Below are 24425 nucleotides of genomic sequence, written 5' to 3' on the forward strand. Positions count from 1 at the left end.
GAGGGGATTGAATCATTCAATAGGGAAGTGTGACGGATGGACACAAATGCCTTTTATAGAGACACATGGGCAGAAATTAATTTATCAGCAATCAAGCATAATGTTTCACATATGAAAGATCATATCGGTCAAAGTGTTCAACTGATGGCTGTGGTGAAAGCCAATGCATATGGACATGGAGATATAGAAGTGGCGAGAGCTGCTCTCAAAGCAGGAGCAGACGTATTAGCCGTCGCCTTTTTAGATGAGGCGGTTTCTTTAAGAAATAAAGGCATCAAAGCACCAATACTTGTACTCGGCGCAGTACCGCCGGAATATGTCAAAGTCGCCGTTCGTTACAATGTCATCATGACCGCTTACTCCATCGATTGGCTGAGAGACGTCACCAAAATGGTGAAAGGGCAGATGGGACAACCGATACGTTTTCATTTGAAAATAGACAGCGGAATGAACCGATTAGGTGTGAAAACGATAGAGCAAGTGAACGAAGTGAAAAAGCTTGTCAGCGAGCACTCTTATTTACAACTGGAAGGCGTATTTACTCACTTTGCGACAGCAGATGAAAAGGATGAGGCTTACTTTGATCGGCAGGTCGACACCTTTCAAACACTGCTTGAGCCGCTTCATACGGACAAGCTGCTCGTTCATTGCGCCAACAGTGCTGCAGGTTTAAGGTTTAAAGACGTTTTGTTTAATATGGTTCGCTTCGGCATCAGTATGTACGGGCTGTCACCGTCTGAAGAAATCAAAGATGAATTGCCTTTCAAGCTCGAAGAAGCCATGTCTCTTCATACAAAGCTTGCCCATGTAAAGCATATTCAAGAGGGTGAGAGTGTCAGCTATGGGGCGACGTATACAGCCAATCAAGATACGTGGATCGGCACGGTTCCAGTCGGCTATGCAGATGGGTGGATCAGGAAGCTGGCAGCAACGGAAGTGCTTGTTGGCGGAAAACGCCGGAAGATCGCAGGAAGGGTTTGTATGGATCAATTCATGATTGAACTGAAAGACAAGCTTCCAGTAGGCGAGCCGGTCGTTTTGATTGGTAAGCAAGGAGAAGACATGGTATCAGTCGATGAAATCGCCAAAAGGCTTGAAACCATTAACTATGAAGTCACTTGCTCGATTGGCCACCGCGTCCCAAGAGTATATTTAGAGGACGGCGAAAGAGTGCATGTGCGGAATCCGCTCCTTCAAGGCGGGCCAAGTTTTTTATAAACAACATTCAAAAGAACGATAGTCAAACTGACTTCGTTCTTTTTTATTCGACAAAAGTAGGGTAAACATTCTCCCTTTTTTAGAGATTTTGGAAATACCGTATGATTTTCGGAAAAAAGCGTATAATGGGAAAGAGGAACTCCATTATCATCTTGATTTACGGGTGGCGAGCCGCTTCATGTTCTAATAAGAATTCATGAAAAAACAGCTTTGCTTGTGCATTGAATAATGGTATGATTAGTCTTGGAATGGATCGATACGGTATCCGTAAGTTTTGTGGAGGTGTATGTTTTTTGTCTGAATCCAGCGCAACAAATGAAATGAAGATTCGACTGCCGGAGGCTTTAATGTCTGAGATCGAACGAGTAGCAGAGCAGGATAAGGTAACAAGAAATGAATTGATCTACCGAGCGACAAAAACGTATATTCGTGAACGTAATATTCGACAAAATCGTGAATCGATGAGACGCGGCTACATGGAGATGGCGAAAATTAATCTGAATATCTCTTCAGAGGCACAATACGCAGAGTTTGAGGCTGAGAATACAGTTGAGCGATTAGTCAGCGGGGGTTAAACATTTGATTGTTAAACGCGGTGATGTTTACTTTGCTGATTTATCTCCTGTTGTTGGCTCCGAGCAGGGCGGGGTTCGCCCGGTATTGGTGATTCAAAATGACATTGGAAATCGCTTTAGCCCGACTGCTATCGTTGCAGCCATAACAGCCCAAATACAAAAAGCGAAATTACCGACTCACGTCGAAATTAATGCAAAGCGCTACGGCTTTGAACGAGATTCTGTCATTCTTTTGGAACAGATTCGTACAATCGATAAACAAAGATTGACAGATAAAATCACACATCTTGATGATGAGATGATGGAGAAGGTTGATGAAGCCTTACAAGTTAGTTTGGCTCTTATTGATTTTTAATATGGTGAGATATGGTTGCTCTACTGGGAGCAACTTTTTTTGTGTTCAATTTTTATTAACGTTATAATGAAGACAGACTAAAGAAGAGTTTTAAATGTAAGTAGGGGGTAAAACATGTCGAATCATATCGTGTTAGCTTTTGCAAGAAAGCATCAAAAGGAATTAGAAAATGAGTGGACGGACATTTTAAAACGACTCGGAGAAAAAGAAACGGACATGATGCTGAACGACAAAATGTATGAAACCATCTGTTCGGAATATGTTCAACTGATCATTACATCTCTTTCAGAGGGGTATAGTGAGGATTTTGAAGAAAAAGTGCAAAATTTTGCTTTAAAAATTGTTCAAATGGGTATATCACTTAAGTTACTGGCAAACGGTCTAACGGAAATCCGTACACATTTATATGAAAAAATGAACGATGACAAAGATACAACACAAGAAAGTCATGACCTCATTTGGCAAATCGATCGATTCATCACACCCATCCATAACGAGATCTTAAACCAGTACTCCATCTCATGGGAAAAAACCGTCAGCCTTCAAAAAATGGCGCTACAGGAACTTTCTGCCCCGCTTATTCCTGTATTTGAGCACATCACCGTCATGCCACTTGTTGGAACAATTGATACAGATCGTGCGAAAAAAATTATGGAGAATCTGCTCAATGGTGTCGTCAAACATCGCTCACAGGTCGTCTTGATTGATATCACGGGTGTACCTGTCGTGGACACAATGGTGGCCCACCATATCATTCAAGCGTCAGAGGCTGTGAGATTAGTAGGAGCGAAGTGTTTACTTGTCGGTATTCGCCCAGAAATAGCCCAAACGATCGTTAACCTTGGAATTGATTTATCTCAGGTTACAACAAAGAATACCCTTCAAAAAGGAATTCAAACTGCTTTGGAAATGACAAATCGAAAAATTGTTTCATTGGAGGGATAACCAATTGAGAAATCACCCGAAGATTCCAATCTTAAAATTATATAATTGTCTTCTGATCTCAATACAGTGGGAGCTTGATGATCAAACAGCTCTTCACTTTCAAGAAGACTTACTGAATAAAATTCATGAAACAGGAGCAAACGGTGTTGTCATTGACTTAACATCCGTCGATATGATTGATTCATTTATCGCAAAGGTATTAGGCGATGTGATCACCATGTCCAAGCTCATGGGGGCAAAAGTTGTATTAACAGGAATACAGCCGGCAGTCGCTGTGACGCTTATTGAACTTGGTATATCGCTGGAAGAAATTCAAACAGCACTAGATCTTGAACAAGGGCTTGAGACACTGAAGCGGGAATTGGGGGAATAGATATGAAAGACCAATCCTGTGTGAAAATATTGACGGAATGGGATATAGTCGCAGCAAGACAATTGGGGCGCAATGTTGCAAAAGAACTTGGTTTTGGAACAGTTGACCAAGCAAGAATTACGACGGCCATTTCAGAATTAGCTCGAAACATCTATTTATACGCTGGTAAAGGTCAGATTTGTATAGAAGAAGTGATGGAGCGCGGAAAGCGTGGACTCAAAGTCATCGCAGCCGATGAGGGGCCTGGCATCATGGATATACGTAAAGTCATGGAAGACGGATTTTCTACATCAGGCGGACTCGGAGCAGGCTTGCCGGGCGTCAGAAGACTGATGGATGAATTTAAATTAGATTCTGCACCAGAACAAGGAACGGAGATACAAGCTGTTAAGTGGCTTCGCTAGGAGGGAAACCATGGATTTTAAGGAGGTAATGGAGCAGCGGTACCATCAGCTGCTCAGTCGTTATATCAGTGATTTAACTGAAACATCGCTTTATCAAGCTCAAAAATTTAGCCGTAAAACCATTGAGCATCAAATACCTCCTGAAGAAATAGTGAGTGTTCACCGAAAAGTGATTCAGGAGCTTTACCCTGATTTGCCGGAAGATGTTTTTCATTCACTAGACTTCTTAATTGAAGTCATGATTGGGTACGGACTTGCCTATCAGGAACATTTAACACTTAGAGGCATTCAGCAAGAAATTAAATCTGAAATTGAAATTGCTGCAAATGTTCAGCAAACCCTTCTGGAAACGAAAATTCCAGAAGGAGATACGTTCGATATTGGGGCGATCAGTGTACCGGCAAAACAGATGAGTGGAGATTATTACCATTTTGTAACGGATCACGATACGATTAATATTGCGATCGCAGATGTCATTGGAAAGGGAATCCCAGCTGCGCTTTGTATGTCGATGATTAAATATGCGATGGATTCCTTGCCTGAGTCAGGGAGCGGCCCAACTAAAGTGCTGAAAACCCTTAATCGTGTTGTCGAGCAAAACGTAGACCCAAGTATGTTTATCACCATGTTTTATGGCAGTTATAATAAAGAAACGCATGAATTTAAATATGCATCGGCTGGTCATGAGCCGGGCTTTTTCTATTGCAATAAAGAGAACCAATTTTACGATTTAGATGCAAAAGGGCTTGTACTTGGAATCGCACCAGATTTTGATTATAAGCAGTATGAGAAGCATTTGGACGTAGGAGATATGGTGATCTTATTCTCTGATGGTGTTACAGAATCTAAGTCGGAGGACGGCTTTTTAGAGCGGGAGGATATCAAAGCGCTTATAGCAGAGCACCTACCCTACTCAGCTCAGGAAATGGTCGATGCCATCTATGCCAGCTTACTCAAGCTACAAGATTTTCAGCTTCACGATGACTTCACTTTACTTGTGCTCAAAAGAAAGGTTTAGAAAGTGAAGATGCGGGTATATAAAATTCTAGGAAACAAGAATTTCGAGGTGAATGCATAATGAATATGACAGTGAAAGAGCATCAAATAGATCAAAAAACGAAAATTAGTGTCAGCGGAGAAATTGATGTGTACTCTGCTCCTCAGCTAAGAGAAACACTCATGCCTAAAGCCGAGGCGGGAGAGCATCTTGAGATCTGTTTGAAGGATGTTACGTATATGGATAGTACAGGATTAGGTGTATTTGTTGGGCTGTTTAAAGCGGCTCAAAAAGCAGGTGGAACACTAAAGCTTGAGAACTTGTCAGATCGGCTTGTAAGGTTGTTTGAAATTACTGGACTAAAGGACATCATTGACATTTCTGCAAAGACAGAGGGTGGGGTACAATGAACGAATCAGTAGATCTAATCGAGATGAAAATCCCAGCGAAACCAGAATACGTAGGCATCATCCGCCTGACTCTTTCAGGCGTAGCAAGTCGAATGGGTTATGCCTATGAAGAGATTGAGGACTTAAAAATTGCGGTCAGTGAGGCCTGTACAAATGCAGTTCAGCATGCCTACAAAGGTGAAAATGGCGAAGATGGAGAGGTAGCTGTTCGCTTTCTTGTCTACGAGGATCGTCTAGAAATCATTGTCGCGGACAAAGGCGGTAGCTTTGACTTTAAGCAAAAGCAGGAAGACCTAGGGCCGTATACATCTGCTCATACGGTGGATCAATTGGCAGAAGGAGGTCTTGGTTTATACTTAATGCAAACATTGATGGATGAAGTCGAGGTGCAAGCAAACTCCGGAGTTACCGTTGCGATGACAAAGTTTTTAAACAGGGAGCGAGTTGACCATGACACAACCATCCAAAACTATGAAACTAACTAAAGATGAAGTGGATCGTCTTATCCAAAGCTATCAATCCAACCAAGATGAGCAGGCGCAGCTCACGCTGGTCGAATGCTATACAAACTTGGTTGATATGCTGGCAAAAAAATATTCAAAAGGAAAAAGCTTTCATGAAGACCTCAGACAAGTTGGAATGATTGGTTTACTTGGCGCCATTAAGCGATACGATCCACTAGTCGGTAAATCATTTGAAGCCTTTGCTATTCCAACCATCATCGGGGAAATCAAACGCTTTTTACGAGATAAAACATGGAGTGTCCATGTACCAAGGCGAATCAAAGAGCTTGGACCAAGAATCAAGATGGCCGTTGATCATCTAACAACAGAGACGCAAAAGTCACCGAAAGTCCAAGAAATTGCAGAATACCTAGATGTGACAGAGGAAGAAGTACTGGAAACCATGGAGATGGGCAAAAGCTATCAAGCACTGTCTGTTGACCAAGGCGTAGAGGCTGATTCTGAAGGAAGCACAGTCACCATTTTAGACGTTGTTGGCTCACAGGAAGAGGGCTACGAACGTGTAAACCAAAAAATGATGCTTGAAAGTGTGCTTCATGTTCTGACAGACCGAGAAAAAGAGATTATCAATCTGACTTATTTGCAAAATAAGAGTCAAAAAGAAACAGGCGATTTACTAGGGATATCCCAAATGCATGTATCGAGACTGCAACGGAAGGCAGTTAAAAAGCTACGAGATGCATTATCAGAAGATGCGTCTATGGAGCTAGGGTAATGAAGCAGATTGAACAGCATGAGCATGTGAATGCCATTATCTATCAATCGAATAAAGAAGGGAAATCATGCTGCGGGGACAGTTTTTTTATTAAAGCAGATGATGAAGAACTAATTTGTGCTGTGGCAGACGGATTAGGCAGCGGTCAGTTCGCCAATGAATCATCTTCTTTAGTCAGCGAAATTGTCGAAGAATATGGACATGAGGATATGACGACCCTCATCGACAGATGCAATCAGGCGATGAAAAATAAACGCGGAGCCACTGTAGCCATATTAAAGGTGAATTTTTCCCAGCAGCAGTTTACCTATTGTTCGGTTGGTAATATTCGGTTCATCTTGAATGCCCCTTCTGGCGACTATATTTATCCACTTCCGACATCAGGATACTTATCAGGGAAACCTAGAAAATATAAAACATACACCTATTCCTACGAAAAAGGATCGACATTCATTATGTATTCAGACGGACTGAATGTGCCAAACATGAGAATGTGTTTAAAGCATAGTCATTCAGTTGCAGACATTGCCAAACAGCTTGAAACATACACACAAGACAAAAAGGACGATCTCACCTATGTACTTGGTCAGCTCACGTAAAATAGCTGACCTTTTTTCTGTTTTGCCGATTTTTTTGATACACTAAAAGAGAAGACACAGTGAGGGGATGCAAAGTATGAAGACATCTGACTTTTTATTGAAACAAATTGCAACAGAATTAAAGCTTTCAACAAAACAAATTGAAAGTGTCATCAAGCTCTTAGAGGATGGTAACACCGTCCCGTTTATTGCCCGTTACCGGAAAGAGCAGACAGGCTCTCTGGATGAGGTGCAAATTCAAACCATTTCAGAGCGCTATACATATATCCAAAATGTCATGAACCGAAAAGAAGAAGTCATTCGCTTAATCGCAGAACAAGACAAACTGACGGATGAATTAAAACAAAAAATTGAACAAGCTCATAAACTGCAAGAGGTCGAAGATTTATACCGACCATTCAAACAAAAACGTAAAACAAAGGCGAATGTAGCCAAAGCAAAAGGGCTCGAGCCGCTGGCGGAATATGTACTCACGCTGCCAAGCGATGAGATCGAGAAGAAGGCCGCTTCTTTTATCAACGAAGAAAAAGAAGTAACAAGTGTAGAAGAGGCACTTGAAGGCGCGCAGCACATCATTGCTGAACAGCTGGCAGATGATCCTGATATGCGGAAATGGATTCGCAGCGAAACGTACCAAAAGGGAAGTCTGGTCACATCAGGAAAAGACATCGAGAGCGATGAGAAAAATGTCTATGAAATGTATTACGATTATCAAGAGCCCATCAAAAAGATAGTGCCTCACCGCGTACTAGCGGTCAATCGTGGAGAGAAAGAAGGCATCTTAAAGGCAGCCATCGAGCCACCTGCTGAAAATATTCGTTTCTATCTCGACAAACAAGTCATAAAAGGCAAACAGACGACGGCGAGACCGTTTATCGAAGCGGCAATTGACGATGCGTATAAACGCCTTATTCAGCCTTCCATCGAACGAGAAATACGCAAAGAGCTGACAGAAAAGGCAGAGGAACAAGCGATTCATATTTTTGCTGAAAACTTAAGAAAACTGCTGCTTCAGCCGCCGATGAAAGGGAAGCGTGTACTTGGAGTGGACCCTGCGTTTCGTACAGGCTGTAAATTAGCCGTCGTGGATGATACAGGAAAAGTCCATCATATAGGCGTCATTTACCCGCACCCGCCTGTACAGAAAAAAGCGGAAGCGAAACAAAAAGTGAAAGAGATCATTCAATCATCTAACATTGAAGTCATTGCGATTGGAAACGGAACAGCCTCAAGAGAGACCGAACAATTCATTGCAGACCTCATTCAAGAGCTGGATCAGCCAGTCTCCTATTTGATTGTTAATGAAGCAGGAGCAAGTGTATACTCTGCGTCTGCACTGGCGCGAGAAGAGTTTCCAGACCTGCAAGTCGAAGAACGAAGCGCCATATCCATTGCTCGAAGATTACAAGATCCTTTAGCAGAGCTCGTGAAAATTGATCCGAAGTCTGTCGGAGTGGGCCAATACCAGCATGACGTGAGCCAAAAACAATTAAACAGCTCGTTAACCTTCGTGGTAGAGACGGTCGTCAACCAAGTCGGTGTGAACGTCAATACGGCCTCACAGGCGCTGCTGCAATATGTGTCAGGTCTTTCAAAAGCTGTCGCAGGGAATATCATCAAGCGCCGCGAAGAGATTGGAAGATTCACAAGCAGAAAAGAGCTAAAGGACATTCCAAGACTTGGTGCTAAGACTTATGAGCAGTGTATCGGCTTCCTGCGCATCGCAGACGGACAAGATCCACTTGACCGGACAGGCATTCACCCAGAGAGCTATAAAGAAACAAAACAGTTCTTACGCATGATCAAGATGACACCAAATGATCTTGGCACAGAGCAGTTAAAGGAGAAAATCGCAGAGGTCAAGCTGGACGAAGCAGCAGAGCAGCTTGATATTGGTATCATTACACTACAAGATATCGTCGATCAGCTGACAAGACCTGAGCGTGATCCGCGCGATGAAGTACCAAAACCTCTTTTAAAAACAGATGTGTTGAAATTAGAGGACTTGAAGCAAGGAATGGAGCTGCAAGGTACAGTGAGAAACGTTGTAGACTTCGGCGCATTCGTTGATATTGGTGTAAAACAGGACGGGCTTGTCCATATTTCCAAGCTCAGCAACCGCTTTGTGAAGCATCCGCTTGACGTTGTATCAGTTGGTGACATTGTGACTGTATGGGTGGACTCCGTTGACCAGGCAAAAGGCCGCGTTGCCCTCTCCATGCTGAAACCAGAGTAAACAAAAAACGAGGCGCACCTCAGGATGGGGTGTGCCTTGATGCGACTGAATGTTTTTTTCTGTAGAAGTACCAGCATTGATTCAACAACTTGATTTGGTAATGATTTTTTTCGAAAAAAGCCTTCTGCATCTGATTTTTCAGCCAGTTGGGCATCGCCCATTCCTCCTTTGATCGAAACAGTGGGTGTACCTTCAATGTATGCAAAGGGGAAATTGTCCCGTTCGATGTTTTTATAGAAAGGAACGATCTTGATTGAAGGAGAGAGAGTTACAGCAGTTAACAGAGCATATTTCTGAGCAGTTCTTTGGTAAGGCATTCCGCCATCAGGCTGTTTTTAATGACCGTCTCAAAACGACAGGCGGGCGGTATCTACTTGGAACACACAATATCGAACTGAACCGCCGATACCTAGAGGAACATGGACGAGAAGAATTAATCGGGATCATCAAGCATGAGCTGTGTCATTATCATCTGCATCTTGAAGGAAAAGGCTATCAGCATCGTGACCGTTCCTTTAAAGAGTTATTAAAACAAGTAGGAGCCCCGCGTTTTTGTACACCGCTAAAGACCGTACAAAATAAACGGCGTGTACAGAAACGGCAAGAATATGTCTGCACAGGATGCGGTCAGTATTTTATCAGGAAAAGGCGAGTTGATACCTCTCGTTATGTGTGCGGCGTCTGCAAAGGAAAATTAAAATGGCAGCGTACAATCGGTTCAGAGTGATAAGCATTCCTTTATGGGATGCTTTTTTTGTGAGATGAAGTAGACATATTGAGACAAATAGAGACGCAAGTCTCATTTTGTCTCTTTTTTGATCAGTGTGAATCGCTCAAAAACCTAAGCTTTCAAGCGCCATGATGTTGGCACGCTTTTTGCTTGTATAGAAGTGCAAGCAAAAAAGATAGGAGGTTTTATCATGGAAATGGCACTCACAAAAGAAAAAGCCGTTTGGATGTATCAAAAAATGCAGGAAATCCGCCAATTTGAAGATCAAGTACACACGCTTTTTACAAAGGGGATCTTGCCAGGTTTTGTCCATCTTTATGCTGGTGAAGAAGCTGTTGCTGTAGGAGTCTGCGCTCATCTGAATGAACAAGACAGTATTACAAGTACACACCGTGGCCACGGTCATTGTATCGCTAAGGGCTGTGATCTAAAAGGAATGATGGCAGAAATCTATGGAAAAGCCACAGGCCTTTGTAAAGGAAAAGGTGGATCTATGCACATTGCAGATTTTGATAAAGGAATGCTCGGTGCCAACGGAATTGTTGGAGGCGGCTTTCCACTTGCGTGCGGGGCAGCCCTCACGGCTAAATATAAAAAGACAGATAATGTAAGCGTTTGCTTTTTTGGGGATGGTGCTAACAATCAAGGGACTTTTCACGAAGGAATCAATCTCGCTGCCATCTGGAAACTGCCAGTCATTTTCATTGCAGAAAACAATGGTTACGGGGAAGCAACGCCATTTTCCTATGCTTCAAGCTGCAAATCGATTGTGGATCGAGCCGCCAGTTATAGTATTCCGGGTATTCAAGTAGATGGAAAAGATGTGACAGCCGTTTATCAAGCAGCAGAACAAGCGATAGAACGAGCAAAAAATGGAGAAGGTCCGACATTGATTGAATGCATGACATATCGGAATTATGGTCATTTTGAAGGAGACGCCCAGCGCTACAAAACCAATCAAGAAAAAACCGAACATCAAGAAGAGAAAGATGCCATCACTCTTTTTAAAAATGAATTATTAAAGCAGCAGCTGCTAACGGATCAAGAGATATCAAGTATTGAAGCGACTGTAGCAGAAGCGATAGATCAAGCCGTGAGATTCAGTGAAGAAAGTGAATATCCAGATCATACTGAATTGCTGACTGATGTGTATGTTTCATATTAATAAACCTGAAAGGGGAGAGGGAAATGACAAGAGAAATCAGCATGTCTAGTGCTTTGAATGAAGCGATTAAACTGGCAATGAGAAGAGACGAAGATGTCATTTTAATGGGAGAAGATGTTGCGGGTGGCGCTCATGTAGATCACTTACAGGATGATGAAGCATGGGGCGGTGTTCTTGGTGTAACGAAAGGAATCGTTCAGGAGTTTGGACGTGAGCGTGTCCTTGACACGCCGATTAGTGAAGCTGGCTATGTAGGCGCGGCTATGGCAGCTGCTTCAACAGGGCTAAGACCAATTGCGGAGCTCATGTTTAATGATTTTATCGGTACTTGTCTGGACCAAGTCCTGAATCAAGGCGCAAAATTCCGATACATGTTTGGCGGAAAAGCAGAGGTGCCAATCACGATTCGAACGACACATGGGGCGGGTTTTAGAGCAGCTGCCCAGCATTCACAAAGTTTGTATGCACTATTTACAAGCATCCCTGGATTGAAAGTAGTTGTGCCTTCTTCACCATATGATGCCAAAGGGCTGCTGCTGGCAGCCATCGAGGATCAGGACCCTGTCATCTTTTTTGAAGACAAGACGCTTTACAATATCACAGGAGATGTGCCGGAGAGGTATTACACACTGCCGCTTGGTAAAGCAGATGTGAAGAGAGAAGGATCTGATGTAACCATCTTTGCAGTAGGCAAACAAGTGCATACAGCACTGGAAGCGGCAGAGCAATTATCTGCTCAAGGTATTGAAGCGGAAGTGATTGATCCAAGAAGCTTGTCGCCGCTCGATGAAGAGGCCATTCTGACTTCAGTAGAAAAAACAAATCGACTTGTCATTGTCGATGAAGCAAATCCAAGGTGCGGAATTGCCGCAGATATTTCTTCTTTGATTGCAGATAAAGGATTTGATTTACTTGACGCTCCAATCAAAAAAGTAACGGCTCCTCATACACCGGTACCATTTTCACCACCTCTTGAAGATATATATCTGCCAACACCTGATAAAGTTGTGAACACCGTATTAGAGCTGATTGGCAAGAGCCATGACAAGATCTTGAACTAGAGAAAGGAGAGAGGGAGATGGCTGTCGAAGTTGTGATGCCTAAATTGGGCATGTCGATGAAAGAAGGAACGGTATCTGTCTGGAATAAGGAGGTCGGTGAGTCTGTAAATAAAGGGGAAAGCATTGCAAGCATCAACTCCGAAAAAATTGAAATGGAGATTGAATCACCTGCTGAAGGAACCATATTGGATATAAAAGTATCTGAGGGAGAAGGTGTACCGCCTGGCACGGTCATCTGCTATATCGGTGAAGGAAATGAACCAGTGGAGGAAAAGAAAGAAAGAGACATCCAGTCAAAACCAAAGAAAGAGAGAAAGAAAATCTCTCCTGTTGCCCGTAAAATGGCGAATAGCGCAAACCTAGACATTGATACGCTCGTGGGGACAGGACCAGGTGGAAGAATTACGAAAGAGGATGTGCTTCATGCGCTTCCTGAACGGAAAGAGAAAAAACAAGAAGAGAAAAAACAAAACGAAACAGAGCATCAGCCTATTAACATGATGCGGAAAACAATTGCCTCAAGAATGATGGAAAGCCTGCAAACAAGTGCACAATTAACCATTACGATGAAAGCGGACGTGACAAAACTTACAAACTTACAACAACAGCTGAATGAAACAGCCATAGCACGTTACGATACAAAGTTGACCATCACCGATTTTGTAGCCAAAGCAGCGATCCTTTCGTTGTTAGAACATCCTGCGATGAACAGTCAATATCATAACGGAGTTGTGGAAACCTTTGAGAATGTTCATCTTGGCATTGCTGCTGCGTTAGATAACGGATTGGCTGTACCGGTCATTCGGCATGCGGAGCGGTTAACGCTGATAGAGCTGGCGAAGAGCATTAAATTGTATGGCCAAAAAGCACGTGAAGGAAAGCTTCTTCATGATGAAATTCAAGGTTCAACCTTTACATTGACCAATCTTGGAGCGTATGGTGTAGAGCATTTCACGCCAATTTTGAATCCGCCGGAAGCGGGGATCCTTGGCGTCGGAACAATGTATGACACCCCTGTTTATCGAGAGGATGAATTGTGCAAAGGAACCATCCTGCCACTCAGTCTTACGTTTGATCACCGCGTACTGGACGGAGCACCGGCATCCGCATTTTTATCAACGGTCAAAGCACATTTAGAAGAACCAATATCCATTCTTTTATAGGAAGAAGGTGAATGTACCATGACACTGGTCATTATAGGAGGCGGACCAGCAGGTTATGTGGCGGCCATAACAGCCGCCCGTTTTGGCAGGAAGGTTGTGTTAATTGATCAAGGTCAGCTGGGAGGTACCTGCCTCAATGAGGGCTGTATTCCAACCAAAGCACTTTTGCAAAGCGCCGATATATATGAGCATGTGAAATCGGCTGTACATTTTGGAATTGAGCTTCCAGAACATGAGCCTACCATTCAATGGGATGCTGTCCAAAAACGGAAGCAGTCTATCGTCAAGCAGCTCACTGATGGTGTTCGCTTCTTGATGAATAAAAACAAAGTCACCGTGGTAAATGGGAAGGCTTCATTTCTATCAGCACATGAGCTATTGATAGAAAGTGAAGGAAAGTCTGAAATCATTCAAGCAAAACAAATCATTATTGCATCAGGGGCAGCGCCTGCTGCTTTACCGTTTGCACCTTTTGATGGCGAATGGATTATTCACAGCAAGGATGCCATGTCACTTTCTTCGATTCCAGATTCGCTTTGTATCATTGGGGGCGGGGTGATCGGCTGTGAGTTTGCGAGCATCTTTAGCAGAATGGGATCAAAGGTTGTCATGGTTGAACGGGCAGTGCACATTTTACCTGAAGAAGATCGTGATATTGCACAATGTCTTCACGAGCAGCTCGAAGAAACGGGTGTAGACATTTTGACGTCCGCCGCAGTCAAGCAGCTTGATTCCTCTTCAAGAAAAGTAGTGGTGGAGAATAATCAAGGAGAGCGGTGTGAAATCCAGTCGGATCTTTGCTTAGTGGCCATTGGCAGAAATCCGCAGCTTGGAGAATTGAATCTTGATCAGGTTGGTATTGATTTTGATAGAAACGGCATCTACGTCAATGAACATATGCAAACCAATCACCCGCATATCTATGCGTGCGGTGATGTAACAGGTGGGGTCCAGCTTGCTCATGCTGCTTTTCATGAAGGAACGGTTGCGGCATCCCATGCATCAGGTGAACATGTAAAGGTGAATGAGCAAGTAATTCCGAGATGCATCTACACCTCTCCAGAAATCGCCAGTGTTGGTTTAAATGAAGAGAGTGCTAGAAAACAATATGAGGAGATTCGGATAGGGACATGTGCATTTTCTGCAAATGGAAAAGCATTAATCTTAAATCAACCAGCCGGTCACGTAAAGGTCATTGTAGAACCGCAATATCAAGAAATATTAGGTGTTTCAATCATCGGACCAAATGCAACAGAACTGATTGGACAAGCGGCGGTGATGATGCATACAGAGCTGACCGCTGATACTTTAGAGCAGTTTATTGCGGCACATCCGACACTTTCAGAGGCGATACACGAAGCCTTGCTGCAAACCATTGGACGAGCGGTACACTGCTGAAAAAGGCTTCTTTTCTATCCGATTGACTTCTTGGGTTAGCTAATGATAATTGAAAGCGCTTTTATAATTATCTATAATGAATAAAAAGCCCCTAGAGGAGAGGATGGAATGAATCCGACGCCTTGTTATTTAAATACGTGGAAACGTTTTGTTCGTGAAGGTTTGCTTGATCAGTCTCGTCTGAATAAGAGAGTGGTAGAATCATGGCACAGGTGTAAACAGGCAAATGTGAATCCGTATTTAGATAAAGGACAGTCGTTGTTAGAAAAGGAACGTTTCAGTGCCCAAAAAAAGAAATATTCATTATTCCTAAATGCGGCTCTTCCTTACTTAAATAAAATCAGTCAGCAATTAAAAGAATCTGACATGCTGGCCTTACTCATCGATGCAGACGGTTATGTGCTAAGTCTGACAGGAAGCGAAAGAACGATGGTGGAAGCAAAAAGAATTAATTTTATGGAGGGTTCACGCTGGACTGAAACAGATGTAGGGACAAACGCGATCGGAACTGCACTCGTCATCGGAGAAGCGGTGACGATCAACGGAACTGAGCATTTTTCTATCGCCTCTCACCATTGGAGTTGTTCAGCCGCTCCTATTCGCGATGCAGGTGGTACAATCATAGGGGTGATTGACATCTCTTGTATGACGGATAACAAGCACCCTTTTATGCTTGGAATGGCTTCAACGGTTGCTTATGCCATCGAGAGAGAAATTCAAGTCCAGCAAAAAAGGAGAGAGTTGGAGCTCATCACTCATTGTCTCCAGCAGGTGGAAACAGACGAACCGTATGTGGTCTGTAATGAAAAAAAGCAAATTGTTTCTGCCAGCAGGTCGATTAGAGAACGATTTTCAGACTGGTATGGAATGGATGTCGAGCGGCTTAAGGATTATCCATTTGTTATCCGGGGAAAGCAGATCATTCAATCAGAGCAAGACGGAAAGATGCTAGGCATGTCCCTTTCCCTTGAAGAAGCAGCGAAAAGCAGCATCACCGTTTCTTTTGCTCAATTTCCCGGGGAATCAGGAACAAGTAAGGTATTTCAACAGACGCTCAGCGAAATGAAACGAGCGGCACAAACAGATGCAAATGTATATATTTGGGGAGAAACAGGTACAGGAAAGGAACTGACCGCTAGAGCCATTCACTCCGCCAGTGAAAGGCATAAAGGGCCGTTTATTGCTGTTAATTGCGGAGCCATTCCTGAAAGCCTGTTAGAAAGTGAGCTGTTTGGCTATGCTGAAGGGGCTTTTACAGGGGCAAAACGTCACGGAGCTAAAGGGAAATTTGAACAAGCTCATAAGGGAACACTCTTTTTAGACGAAATTGGTGAAATCCCATATGCGATGCAAGTAGCGCTTCTTCGGGTGATAGAAGAAAGGGCAGTCGTACCGCTCGGCGGGACACACGAAATCCCTTTGGATATTCGAATCATTACAGCGACTCACCGTAATATGAACGAACTGCTGAAGGAAGGAAAAATACGAGAAGACTTGTATTACCGTCTTCATGTCTATCCGATCAACATTCCGCCGCTTAGAGAAAGAAAAGAAGACATTCATGATTTATATCGTTATTACCAAAAGAAGTACCACTGGAATGCGGCGTTTCCTGAATCATTTTTTCAGAAATTGCAAGAGTATCATTGGCCAGGAAACATACGAGAGCTTTTTAATCTGTTTGAACATCTAAGGGTCCTCTTTCCGAAAGGCGGATGGATTGGTGAATCGCAATACGCTTCAGTATTAGAGGCGGTTGATCAGAAAAAGCAGAAGCTGCATCCAGCAGAGTATACCGAGACTCCAAAAGAACTCACATTCAGGGAACGCATTCAAATGCAAACAGTGATAGACGCACTGCATAAAACGAAAGGTCATGTGTCAGAAGCAGCGAGGCTAGCAGGGGTGCCAAGAAGTACTTTTTATAAGTGGATGCGAAAGTTTCATCTGTCTTAATCTCATGGAAGGCTGTATCAAGGCCCTTGGTCTACTTGAAGAGGTCGGGGGCTTTCTGCCAAGTTAAACAAATGGCATGGAAAAAGGCTTGACTGTTATATTAGTATATGTTAAATTATAAAAGCCGTCGCAAATGAAGCAGGATTGAAACGCTTAAAAATTCTTGACACATTTTTCCGGCATATATATAATGAAACATGTCTTATTATTCCGCAGTAGCTCAGTGGTAGAGCTATCGGCTGTTAACCGATCGGTCGTAGGTTCGAGTCCTACCTGCGGAGCCAAATGGAGAAGTACTCAAGTGGCTGAAGAGGCGCCCCTGCTAAGGGTGTAGGTCGCGCGAGCGGCGCGAGGGTTCAAATCCCTCCTTCTCCGCCATTTATCTGGCCCGTTGGTCAAGCGGTTAAGACACCGCCCTTTCACGGCGGTAACACGGGTTCGAATCCCGTACGGGTCATGTTTTGTTTTTTTCATTCGTTGGGCTATAGCCAAGCGGTAAGGCAACGGACTTTGACTCCGTCATGCGTTGGTTCGAATCCAGCTAGCCCAGCCATTTTTTTATATGTTTTTCTGCATAGCAGATGAGCCATTAGCTCAGTTGGTAGAGCATCTGACTTTTAATCAGAGGGTCGAAGGTTCGAGTCCTTCATGGCTCACCATTGTCACGCGGGTGTGGCGGAATTGGCAGACGCGCTAGACTTAGGATCTAGTGTCTTTATGACGTGGGGGTTCAAGTCCCTTCACCCGCATTGTTTTTTCAAACAGTGCACTTATGAATATATGAGCACATCATACACGCGGTCGTGGCGGAATGGCAGACGCGCTAGGTTGAGGGCCTAGTGGGTGAATAACCCGTGGAGGTTCAAGTCCTCTCGGCCGCATCTAAGAAACCAAAGGTGGTAAACCTTTGGTTTTTTAATTTTTTATCACTTTTAAATGAATTTGTCCATTTACCTTAAGTAAGTGGACTTTTTTAATTATCGAGGTTCAACTGTAATCTTAAAAATGACGTAATTATCGTTTATATCATAGGCATAAACCAACGCCGTGCCCAGTGATGAGTAAGAAGATACGACACCACTAGAACTAATGCTAATAAGGTGACTGCCAGAGATGATTTCCCATCTTGTATAGCCATACAGCAATCCAACGTTTGAGTTTCTTAGCATATGGAAATCGACCGTTCCAATTTCATTTGTAGGCTTTGCTATATTGTGAATTTTTGCAGGTTCTTGCGCAGAAGCTTGATTTGTTAAAGCTGGAAGAGCTAATGAAGAAATTGATAATACTGAAACAATTAATCCCTTGTAAAGTTTATTCATAATACTTCCCCCTCAGTTTGGTTTTATTACAAATTCATCATAACATGTAAAATATTTGAATTGTATGGATGTCGAGTATATTTCGAAATTTAACATTCTTCAAGGTCTGTATTTAAAAGAAGATAAGCATTTGTTAGACCGATGTTTTGGGTTCTTAAAAAGTAGGAAAATGTATAGTGATATTGAAGACTTTGCATTAGAAGCAGCTGAATACTTTAGAAGAGCTGGAAGATTTGAAATGGCTACCAAGCATGTACCTCTTACAACAGAAAAATTGAATAATGTCATGTCATTTGATGGTTTATTTGTTATCAAGTAAATTTATGATACGTTTTCCTCGTCCACCTCCAGTTTCTAAGGAATGATGAGCTTTGGCAACATCAGATAAAAGATAAATGCTATCAACAACTGGTCTGACCTTGTTGGAATCTACATAAGATGCTAATTCTTTTAAAAGTTCATTTTTGGGGTTTGCGCTGAATGTGCGAACTCTACGAGAACCGAAAGTAGTTGAAGCTAATATATATATGAAAGACGAAAAACTAGGAAATCCAATAGTAACCATTCTTCCGTTCTTTGTAAGCAGGCGCCTATAATGTTTGAGGTCAGTTCCAACTGTGTCCATGACTACATCAAACTTTTTAAGATCAGTAGGATACGTCTTTTTATAATCAAGTACTTCGTCTGCACCTAGCTCTTGAAGAAAAGTGAGATGTTTTTCGTTTGCAAGAGCAGTTACATGAGCACCTAACATTTTTCCAATTTGAATCGCAATGCTTCCGACTCCTCCACTTGCACCACGTACAAGTAAATTTTCGCCTCTTCTAAGTTTAGCTTGATATTTTAAGGCAATAATTGCAGTAGCACCTACGCCAGGCAATGCCGCGGCTTGTATGAGATCAATCTTTGTAGGAGTTTTAGATATTTTCTCAGGTGATATAGCTACATATTCAGCGGCACTACCAATTTGGCTCCTGAGATTCATAGGAAGAACCCCCCACACTTTATCACCTAATTGATAACTTTTTACGTTCGATCCTACTTCAACAACCTCTCCAGAAAAATCTGCTCCTGTCCCTTTAGGGAATTGATTACCCGTTAATAGTTTCAACTTGCCTGATCGAAACAGCGTATCCATAGAGTTTACACTCGACCCATGTACACGAATGAGTACTTCTCCAGACTCTATAACAGGTTTTGATATAGAATCTTCAAAAAGAACATTCGGTGACCCATAATTAGTGTATTGTGCAGCGCGCATCTGTTCATTTTTCATTTACTCACTCCATCTCCTTGAAAAAGTATTGACTTGAAGGGTTTTTATAATCAATTTGGCTCTCTAATACATGGATGACACGGTTTACATATTTGATTATAATAAATGGAATTGATTTAACAAGTACGCAATATAAACTGCTTAAGGAAGGAAAAACTGACTAAGGGGTGGATAAAATATGACTGAAAGTGAGCTGAATAAAGCGATAGCTCCAGCGAGTTATGCATTAAATATATTAGCGGGAAAATGGAATTTGAAAATCTTAGCTGTACTATGTAGTTACAAGGAGATTCGATATAATGAGTTAAAGCGTAAAGTGTATGGAATTACAGGAACAATGCTCAATCAATCATTAAAGGACCTGATTGAAAACGGAATTGTTCAACGAGTTCAGTATAATGAAGTTCCATCAAGAGTAGAATATTCATTGACTGGGGCAGGACTAGAGCTGATCCCTATATTTGAACAACTTCTTTTATGGGGCGAAAACCAATTAAAAAAATCAAAGTCATAATAAAATCCATCTACGTGAGAAATTCGTTAGGGAATCATAGCATAGCTTCCTAACAAAGATTTTATTCACTTTAAGCTATGTTGAAGAAAAACAACAAAAAATCTTGAGATTACTAGGGAAGCGCTAGAAAAGGGGATGCAAATACATGTCAATTTATCATAAAGTCATTGGAGAAGGATTTCCGATCGTTATATTGCATGGTTGGACACTTGACCATCAAGTGATGTTACATGCATTGGAACCGGTATTTGAAAAACAAAGCGGTTGGAAGAGAATATACATAGACTTACCGGGTATGGGACGTTCCGAGCCGCATCCATCTATTCAGAATTCTGATGATATGTTAGAAGCGGTATTGCGTCTTTTGGACGAAATTATCCCTGATGAACAGTTTATTGTTTGTGGTTATTCGTATGGAGGGTACATAGCTAGAGGTATTGTTCATTCACGCCTAGAAACCGTTCGTGGATTACTACTTGTGGCCCCAATGACTATACCTGTATTCGATCAAAGAGTCGTGCCAGAGAAGACCGTTCTAAAAAGTGACAGCAGCTTGATATCACAACTCTCTCCAGAGGAGACGGATGAATTTTGCTCCATGGCAGTTGTGCAAGGAAAACCGGAATGGGAGAGGTTTCGAGATGAAATTTACCTTCCTTCTAAACAAACAAATCATGAATTTATCAATAACATTCTTCAAAATGGATATGGCTATACCTTCGACATTTCATCTGAATTTCAGTATCCCACGCTCATTATCACAGGGCGTCAAGACAATGTAGTTGGATATCACGATGCGTGGCGGCTGATCGAAGACTATCCAAGGGCAACCTTTGGAGTGCTTGATATGGCTGGCCACAACTTGCAAATCGAACAACCTGATGTATTTAACTCATTAGTTCATAACTGGTTAATCAGACTTGAGTCGGAAAATGTAAAGAAATAGATTAGGTTTTGTGCAAAATATGTGCAAATCGGAGTCAGGGGTGAATAACCCCGTGGAGGTTCAAGTCCTCTCGGGCATCTCTAAAAAATACCAAGGGTCGTGTACCATTGGTATTTTTTTTGTGTGCTCTTTTATTAGAAAGAGATCACAAGATACATCGATTGTATGCTAGCTGTGAAATCTTAATTACTATCCTCTAAAGAATAGTTGTCAGTCATGATGTGATTGTTGTCCATAAAAGAACTGAATAAGCTCTTTTATTCAGCTTTTAGTTTCCTTTCATCTTTCATATTGTTAAATAAAGGTTATAATGAGATGATTTGATAAAAAGAAATTAAGTCGCTTAAGATCAACCAAAGGAGTTATAACATGATAAAAAGGTTTTCTCTAGTTTTATTTACTCTCATGATGTCTATAGTTGTTTTGCTAGTGGCTGCCAAAAATTCCCCTGGGGATCATGTCATTTCATTTGATCAGCCTCACATCTTAATAATATCAATTGTAATAATGGTATGTTTATTCACTCCTCCGTTAGTGATGTCCTTTTTCAGTCACTTGATTGTGAGAACTATATCTAGTTTATACCAATGTTTTATTGTTCTATCTTTTCTGGGGCTCATTCCAATAGGATTTCTTATTCCAGATTTTTTAACAATTGTTGTTTCTATTGTAGGAACTTTAGCCAGCGTAGCTAGTCTTATAGTCACTTTAAGAATTGATAGGAATAAAGATGCTAACCTTAACTAAAATAAAAATGACATCAATTTTCTAAGAGTACAGTAATGTTTCGTTATTCCTTACTTTTAAATAAAGCTGAAAGATGTCTGAAAAATGGATTGACGTTATAAACTTGTTTATTCCTTTCGGATTGAACACCCTTTTTGCAAAAAAATAGTTTAAAGTCAGAGAAGAACAAAATTGAGTATGATCGTTGATTTTGCTCTTTTAAATCCTAAATTGCAATTATTTCCGAATCATGTTACAATAAGATTAATTATTTTTGTTCGGCGTAAAGGATAGCATGAAGAAAGACTTTTCGTCTTGAGGATACTTTGGGCAAGGATAGTATAATACATTGTGTGATAACGCACTAGGAGGCAACAAACATGGAACAAGGTACAGTAAAATGGTTTAACGCAGAAAAAGGTTTTGGATTTATCGAACGTGAAGAAGGCGACGATGTATTCGTACATTTCTCAGCTATCCAAGGTGACGGATTCAAATCTTTAGACGAAGGTCAAAAAGTAACATTTGACGTAGAGCAAGGTTCTCGTGGAGCTCAAGCTGCTAACGTTCAAAAAACTGCTTAATCTTCATTTTTTTAAAACAGGTTCTCTGTAGAGAGCCTGTTTTTTTGTGCTTTCATTTATTTCTTCAATAAAAAACCCTACTCAGCGTACAAGTAGGGAGATGTTACAAGGTAATCGTAAAAAAATTCATGCTTCAAAGGTTTATCAACAGTATAGCATATTGGATTTACAATATGCGGAATTTGCCTAAATAAATTCTTTTTTCTTTCATTAATTGAAGGGTGGGTCAGAGAACTTGAATTCAAAAATGGTGAGGGATGCCCAAAAGAGCGGCAGAGTTCTTAACAGAAACTTTTGATTTGTTTTTCTGTAATCCCTTTGATGACCTCTAATTCACTTAGCAAAAATTCATGGGCATCATCTAGCATTTTCTTTTCACTTGCATTTAGTGCTTTCTCTTTTTTCATACGCATCAGGTCACGTACAACTTCAGCACCGTCTTGGATGCTACCCGTTTTTATTTTGTTTGTATTAATTGTATGTCGTTCTTTCCATGTCAGTATTTGCTCTGATTTGCCATGCTGGAAAATGTCCATCACATTGTTTAATGCCAGTATATCTGTAACAGGTCTAATGCGTGAACCCGATATTTTCCGTGTTGGAATCATCACTTTCATATGACTGATTGACATATTAATCACATAATACTGTTGTTTTTCATCAGAAAATTCTTTTTCTTCTATGGCTTCAATTATACCTGCTCCGTGCATTGGATAAACAATGTTATCACCAATTTGAAACATATCATCCGCCTCCATATCATGTATCTACTTTAAGGGTACCACACTTAGAGATAAAATAATCAAATTTTTAATAATAACATGTTTATTTATTTTTTGTCAATAAATTTAGTTCTAAAAAAAAGAGATGATTTCATGAAAATGTTGGATGATTTTTGAACATATCCTCTAAAATCTCACTACAAGAAAAACAGGATATCCACCATTAAAAAAGACCAGCCATTGAGCTGGTCTTTCCAGATAGAATCCGATCATAATGTCGAAATATCAATGACAAACCGATAACGCACATCACTTTTCAGCACACGTTCATACGCTTCATCAACTTGACTTGCGTTAATCACTTCAATTTGTGGTGCGATCTTGTGAGCAGCTGCGAAATCAAGCATTTCTTGTGTTTCTTGGATGCCGCCAACGAGTGAACCAGCAATGCTACGGCGGCCGGAAATTAATGAAAAGACATGGAATTGATCTGGATTAGGCGGTGCACCGACATTCACTAAGGTTCCATCCACGCGAAGTAAGGATAAATAGGCGTCTACATTGATATTGGCAGAGACTGTATTGAGAATGAGGTCATATTGACCGGCTAATGTTTTAAATGTATCGGGATCACTTGTGGCAAAATAGTCTTTTGCACCAAATGACAGTGCTTCTTCTTTTTTATTCATAGAGCGGCTCAATACTGTGACTTCAGCGCCAAGTGCACGTGCGAATTGAATGGCCACATGACCGAGCCCGCCCATCCCGACGATGGCGACTTTTTTGCCAGGACCTGCCTTCCAGTGCTTTAACGGAGAATAAGTGGTAATGCCAGCGCAGAGAAGAGGACTTGCGGCATCAAGGGATAGTTGATCTGGAATGCTGACGACAAAGCGCTCTGTCACGACAATCTTCTGACTATAGCCGCCATAAGTTGGTTCTCCGTCATAATCAATGCTATTATAGGTTTGGACGACTCCTTTCGTGCAATATTGCTCGTCTCCGTTTTGGCAATATTCACAGGTGCCGCAGGAATCAACAAAGCAGCCAACGCCTACACGGTCTCCAATCTGAAATTTCGTCACATCATCGCCGGCATCGGCAACAACTCCAGTAATCTCATGACCCGGAACCATTGGGAAAATACCGCCGCCCCATTCATCAAAGGCGCTGTGGATATCTGAATGACAGATTCCGCTAAATTGAATATCAATTAAAATATCATGTGGACGAAGTGCTCTTCGTTCAATGGTTGTCCGTTCAAAATTCGCTTTTGCATGTGAAACACTTAAAACGTTTGATTGGTGCGTCTGACACATTCTAAATCATCCTTTCAAAAGTAAGATTCTGTTCTACTTCTATACTGTACGTCTTAAAGTGAACTCTAAGTCAATAGAGAACCCTCTTCAGGCTTTTCAACATCTTTAAATAAAGAATTGAGCCAAAAGCATCTTGCGTTCTCTATCAAATTGGAGATGATGAGAAGAAGGAATTTCATTTTTCATAAGGTG

General features: G+C 41.7%; 27 protein-coding genes and 7 tRNA genes. 29 read left to right on the plus strand and 5 right to left on the minus strand.

Translation table 11 applies throughout. The features are described from left to right. The first annotated feature begins 36 nt into the window (after positions 1–36). The 12 genes from alr (at position 37) to MHH54_RS02650 (ending at position 9351) form a co-directional block, all read left to right on the plus strand. Positions 37–1218: an alanine racemase gene (gene alr / locus MHH54_RS02595; protein ID WP_106033114.1), complete on the plus strand. Its 1182-nt coding sequence runs from the start codon at positions 37–39 to the stop codon at positions 1216–1218. A 293-nt stretch (positions 1219–1511) separates the two neighbouring features. Then, a complete protein-coding gene (locus MHH54_RS02600; RefSeq protein ID WP_003214273.1) occupies positions 1512–1793 on the plus strand; it encodes a hypothetical protein in 282 nt (93 codons plus the stop codon). Between the two features lie 4 nt (positions 1794–1797). Next, positions 1798–2148 carry a type II toxin-antitoxin system endoribonuclease NdoA gene (ndoA, locus tag MHH54_RS02605; RefSeq protein WP_003214169.1) on the plus strand — a complete coding sequence of 117 codons (351 nt, stop codon included), beginning with the start codon at positions 1798–1800 and terminating at the stop codon, positions 2146–2148. A gap of 114 nt (positions 2149–2262) precedes the next feature. Further along, complete coding sequence (locus MHH54_RS02610) at positions 2263–3093, plus strand: RsbT co-antagonist protein RsbRA (protein WP_003214372.1); 831 nt, start codon at positions 2263–2265, stop codon at positions 3091–3093. A 4-nt stretch (positions 3094–3097) separates the two neighbouring features. Further along, on the plus strand, positions 3098–3466 hold the full coding sequence (gene rsbS / locus MHH54_RS02615) for an RsbT antagonist protein RsbS (RefSeq protein WP_003214235.1): 369 nt from the start codon (positions 3098–3100) through the stop codon (positions 3464–3466). A 2-nt stretch (positions 3467–3468) separates the two neighbouring features. Next, on the plus strand, positions 3469–3870 hold the full coding sequence (locus MHH54_RS02620; protein ID WP_003214085.1) for an anti-sigma regulatory factor: 402 nt from the start codon (positions 3469–3471) through the stop codon (positions 3868–3870). Between the two features lie 10 nt (positions 3871–3880). Then, complete coding sequence (locus tag MHH54_RS02625; RefSeq protein ID WP_137055564.1) at positions 3881–4888, plus strand: PP2C family protein-serine/threonine phosphatase; 1008 nt, start codon at positions 3881–3883, stop codon at positions 4886–4888. Between the two features lie 59 nt (positions 4889–4947). Continuing rightward, positions 4948–5277, plus strand: coding sequence for an anti-sigma factor antagonist (locus tag MHH54_RS02630; protein WP_003213847.1), 330 nt, complete (start codon positions 4948–4950; stop codon positions 5275–5277). Then, a complete protein-coding gene (gene rsbW / locus MHH54_RS02635; protein ID WP_003214356.1) occupies positions 5274–5762 on the plus strand; it encodes an anti-sigma B factor RsbW in 489 nt (162 codons plus the stop codon). The genes MHH54_RS02630 and rsbW overlap by 4 nt, the downstream gene beginning before the upstream one ends. Then, on the plus strand, positions 5728–6516 hold the full coding sequence (gene sigB / locus MHH54_RS02640) for an RNA polymerase sigma factor SigB (RefSeq protein WP_012009000.1): 789 nt from the start codon (positions 5728–5730) through the stop codon (positions 6514–6516). The genes rsbW and sigB overlap by 35 nt, the downstream gene beginning before the upstream one ends. Continuing rightward, positions 6516–7115 carry a PP2C family serine/threonine-protein phosphatase gene (locus MHH54_RS02645; protein WP_003214034.1) on the plus strand — a complete coding sequence of 200 codons (600 nt, stop codon included), beginning with the start codon at positions 6516–6518 and terminating at the stop codon, positions 7113–7115. The genes sigB and MHH54_RS02645 overlap by 1 nt, the downstream gene beginning before the upstream one ends. A 76-nt stretch (positions 7116–7191) precedes the next feature. Next, complete coding sequence (locus MHH54_RS02650; protein ID WP_106033113.1) at positions 7192–9351, plus strand: Tex family protein; 2160 nt, start codon at positions 7192–7194, stop codon at positions 9349–9351. 19 nt (positions 9352–9370) lie between these two features. On the opposite strand, the gene cmpA is transcribed toward MHH54_RS02650, so the two are convergent. After that, a complete protein-coding gene (gene cmpA, locus MHH54_RS02655; protein WP_012009003.1) occupies positions 9371–9505 on the minus strand; it encodes a cortex morphogenetic protein CmpA in 135 nt (44 codons plus the stop codon). 99 nt (positions 9506–9604) lie between these two features. On the opposite strand from cmpA, the gene MHH54_RS02660 reads away from it, so the two are divergent. From MHH54_RS02660 to MHH54_RS02720, 13 genes are all read left to right on the plus strand, one after another. Then, entirely contained in the window at positions 9605–10078 is a 474-nt protein-coding gene (locus tag MHH54_RS02660; RefSeq protein WP_003214448.1) for a SprT family protein, read from the plus strand. A 193-nt stretch (positions 10079–10271) separates the two neighbouring features. Beyond that, a complete protein-coding gene (locus MHH54_RS02665) occupies positions 10272–11246 on the plus strand; it encodes a thiamine pyrophosphate-dependent dehydrogenase E1 component subunit alpha (protein ID WP_342500637.1) in 975 nt (324 codons plus the stop codon). 23 nt (positions 11247–11269) lie between these two features. Then, on the plus strand, positions 11270–12307 hold the full coding sequence (locus MHH54_RS02670) for an alpha-ketoacid dehydrogenase subunit beta (protein WP_003214035.1): 1038 nt from the start codon (positions 11270–11272) through the stop codon (positions 12305–12307). A 17-nt stretch (positions 12308–12324) separates the two neighbouring features. Then, positions 12325–13470, plus strand: a complete 1146-nt coding sequence (locus MHH54_RS02675; RefSeq protein ID WP_342500638.1) for a dihydrolipoamide acetyltransferase family protein — start codon at positions 12325–12327, stop codon at positions 13468–13470. 18 nt (positions 13471–13488) lie between these two features. Continuing rightward, on the plus strand, positions 13489–14868 hold the full coding sequence (gene lpdA / locus MHH54_RS02680) for a dihydrolipoyl dehydrogenase (protein WP_278177928.1): 1380 nt from the start codon (positions 13489–13491) through the stop codon (positions 14866–14868). Between the two features lie 108 nt (positions 14869–14976). Then, positions 14977–16824 (plus strand): sigma-54-dependent Fis family transcriptional regulator, encoded by a 1848-nt coding sequence (locus tag MHH54_RS02685; protein WP_003214480.1) that lies wholly within the window; start codon positions 14977–14979, stop codon positions 16822–16824. A gap of 209 nt (positions 16825–17033) precedes the next feature. Further along, positions 17034–17108: transfer RNA gene (locus MHH54_RS02690), tRNA-Asn, on the plus strand. A 3-nt stretch (positions 17109–17111) separates the two neighbouring features. After that, positions 17112–17202 (plus strand) — tRNA-Ser (locus tag MHH54_RS02695). Positions 17203–17209: 7 nt separating this feature from the next. Next, positions 17210–17281, plus strand: a tRNA-Glu gene (locus tag MHH54_RS02700). A 21-nt stretch (positions 17282–17302) separates the two neighbouring features. After that, positions 17303–17377: transfer RNA gene (locus MHH54_RS02705), tRNA-Gln, on the plus strand. 30 nt (positions 17378–17407) lie between these two features. Continuing rightward, positions 17408–17483 (plus strand) — tRNA-Lys (locus MHH54_RS02710). A 7-nt stretch (positions 17484–17490) separates the two neighbouring features. Next, positions 17491–17573 (plus strand) — tRNA-Leu (locus tag MHH54_RS02715). Between the two features lie 48 nt (positions 17574–17621). Continuing rightward, positions 17622–17705: transfer RNA gene (locus MHH54_RS02720), tRNA-Leu, on the plus strand. Between the two features lie 96 nt (positions 17706–17801). Here the strand turns inward: MHH54_RS02720 and MHH54_RS02725 are convergent. Both MHH54_RS02725 and MHH54_RS02730 read right to left on the minus strand, forming a co-directional pair. Further along, positions 17802–18146 (minus strand): hypothetical protein, encoded by a 345-nt coding sequence (locus tag MHH54_RS02725; protein WP_034620217.1) that lies wholly within the window; start codon positions 18144–18146, stop codon positions 17802–17804. Between the two features lie 301 nt (positions 18147–18447). Beyond that, positions 18448–19422, minus strand: coding sequence for an NAD(P)-dependent alcohol dehydrogenase (locus tag MHH54_RS02730; RefSeq protein ID WP_268459875.1), 975 nt, complete (start codon positions 19420–19422; stop codon positions 18448–18450). A 178-nt stretch (positions 19423–19600) separates the two neighbouring features. Here MHH54_RS02730 and MHH54_RS02735 point away from each other — a divergent pair, with 178 nt between their 5' ends. From MHH54_RS02735 to MHH54_RS02750, 4 genes are all read left to right on the plus strand, one after another. Beyond that, entirely contained in the window at positions 19601–19936 is a 336-nt protein-coding gene (locus MHH54_RS02735; protein WP_034620215.1) for a helix-turn-helix domain-containing protein, read from the plus strand. A 145-nt stretch (positions 19937–20081) separates the two neighbouring features. After that, positions 20082–20882, plus strand: a complete 801-nt coding sequence (locus tag MHH54_RS02740) for an alpha/beta hydrolase (RefSeq protein ID WP_342500639.1) — start codon at positions 20082–20084, stop codon at positions 20880–20882. A 369-nt stretch (positions 20883–21251) separates the two neighbouring features. After that, positions 21252–21629 (plus strand): hypothetical protein, encoded by a 378-nt coding sequence (locus MHH54_RS02745; protein WP_106030183.1) that lies wholly within the window; start codon positions 21252–21254, stop codon positions 21627–21629. A gap of 359 nt (positions 21630–21988) precedes the next feature. Then, the gene (locus MHH54_RS02750) at positions 21989–22192 is read left to right on the plus strand and encodes a cold-shock protein (RefSeq protein ID WP_003214229.1); all 204 of its coding nucleotides are present in this window, start codon (positions 21989–21991) and stop codon (positions 22190–22192) included. 281 nt (positions 22193–22473) lie between these two features. On the opposite strand, the gene MHH54_RS02755 is transcribed toward MHH54_RS02750, so the two are convergent. Then, complete coding sequence (locus MHH54_RS02755; protein ID WP_106030184.1) at positions 22474–22935, minus strand: CarD family transcriptional regulator; 462 nt, start codon at positions 22933–22935, stop codon at positions 22474–22476. 248 nt (positions 22936–23183) lie between these two features. Further along, positions 23184–24233: an NAD(P)-dependent alcohol dehydrogenase gene (locus MHH54_RS02760; protein WP_342500640.1), complete on the minus strand. Its 1050-nt coding sequence runs from the start codon at positions 24231–24233 to the stop codon at positions 23184–23186. Positions 24234–24425: the final 192 nt, after the last annotated feature.

It is taken from the genome of Bacillus sp. FSL K6-4563 (assembly GCF_038630405.1).
Classification (GTDB): domain Bacteria; phylum Bacillota; class Bacilli; order Bacillales; family Bacillaceae; genus Bacillus; species Bacillus pumilus.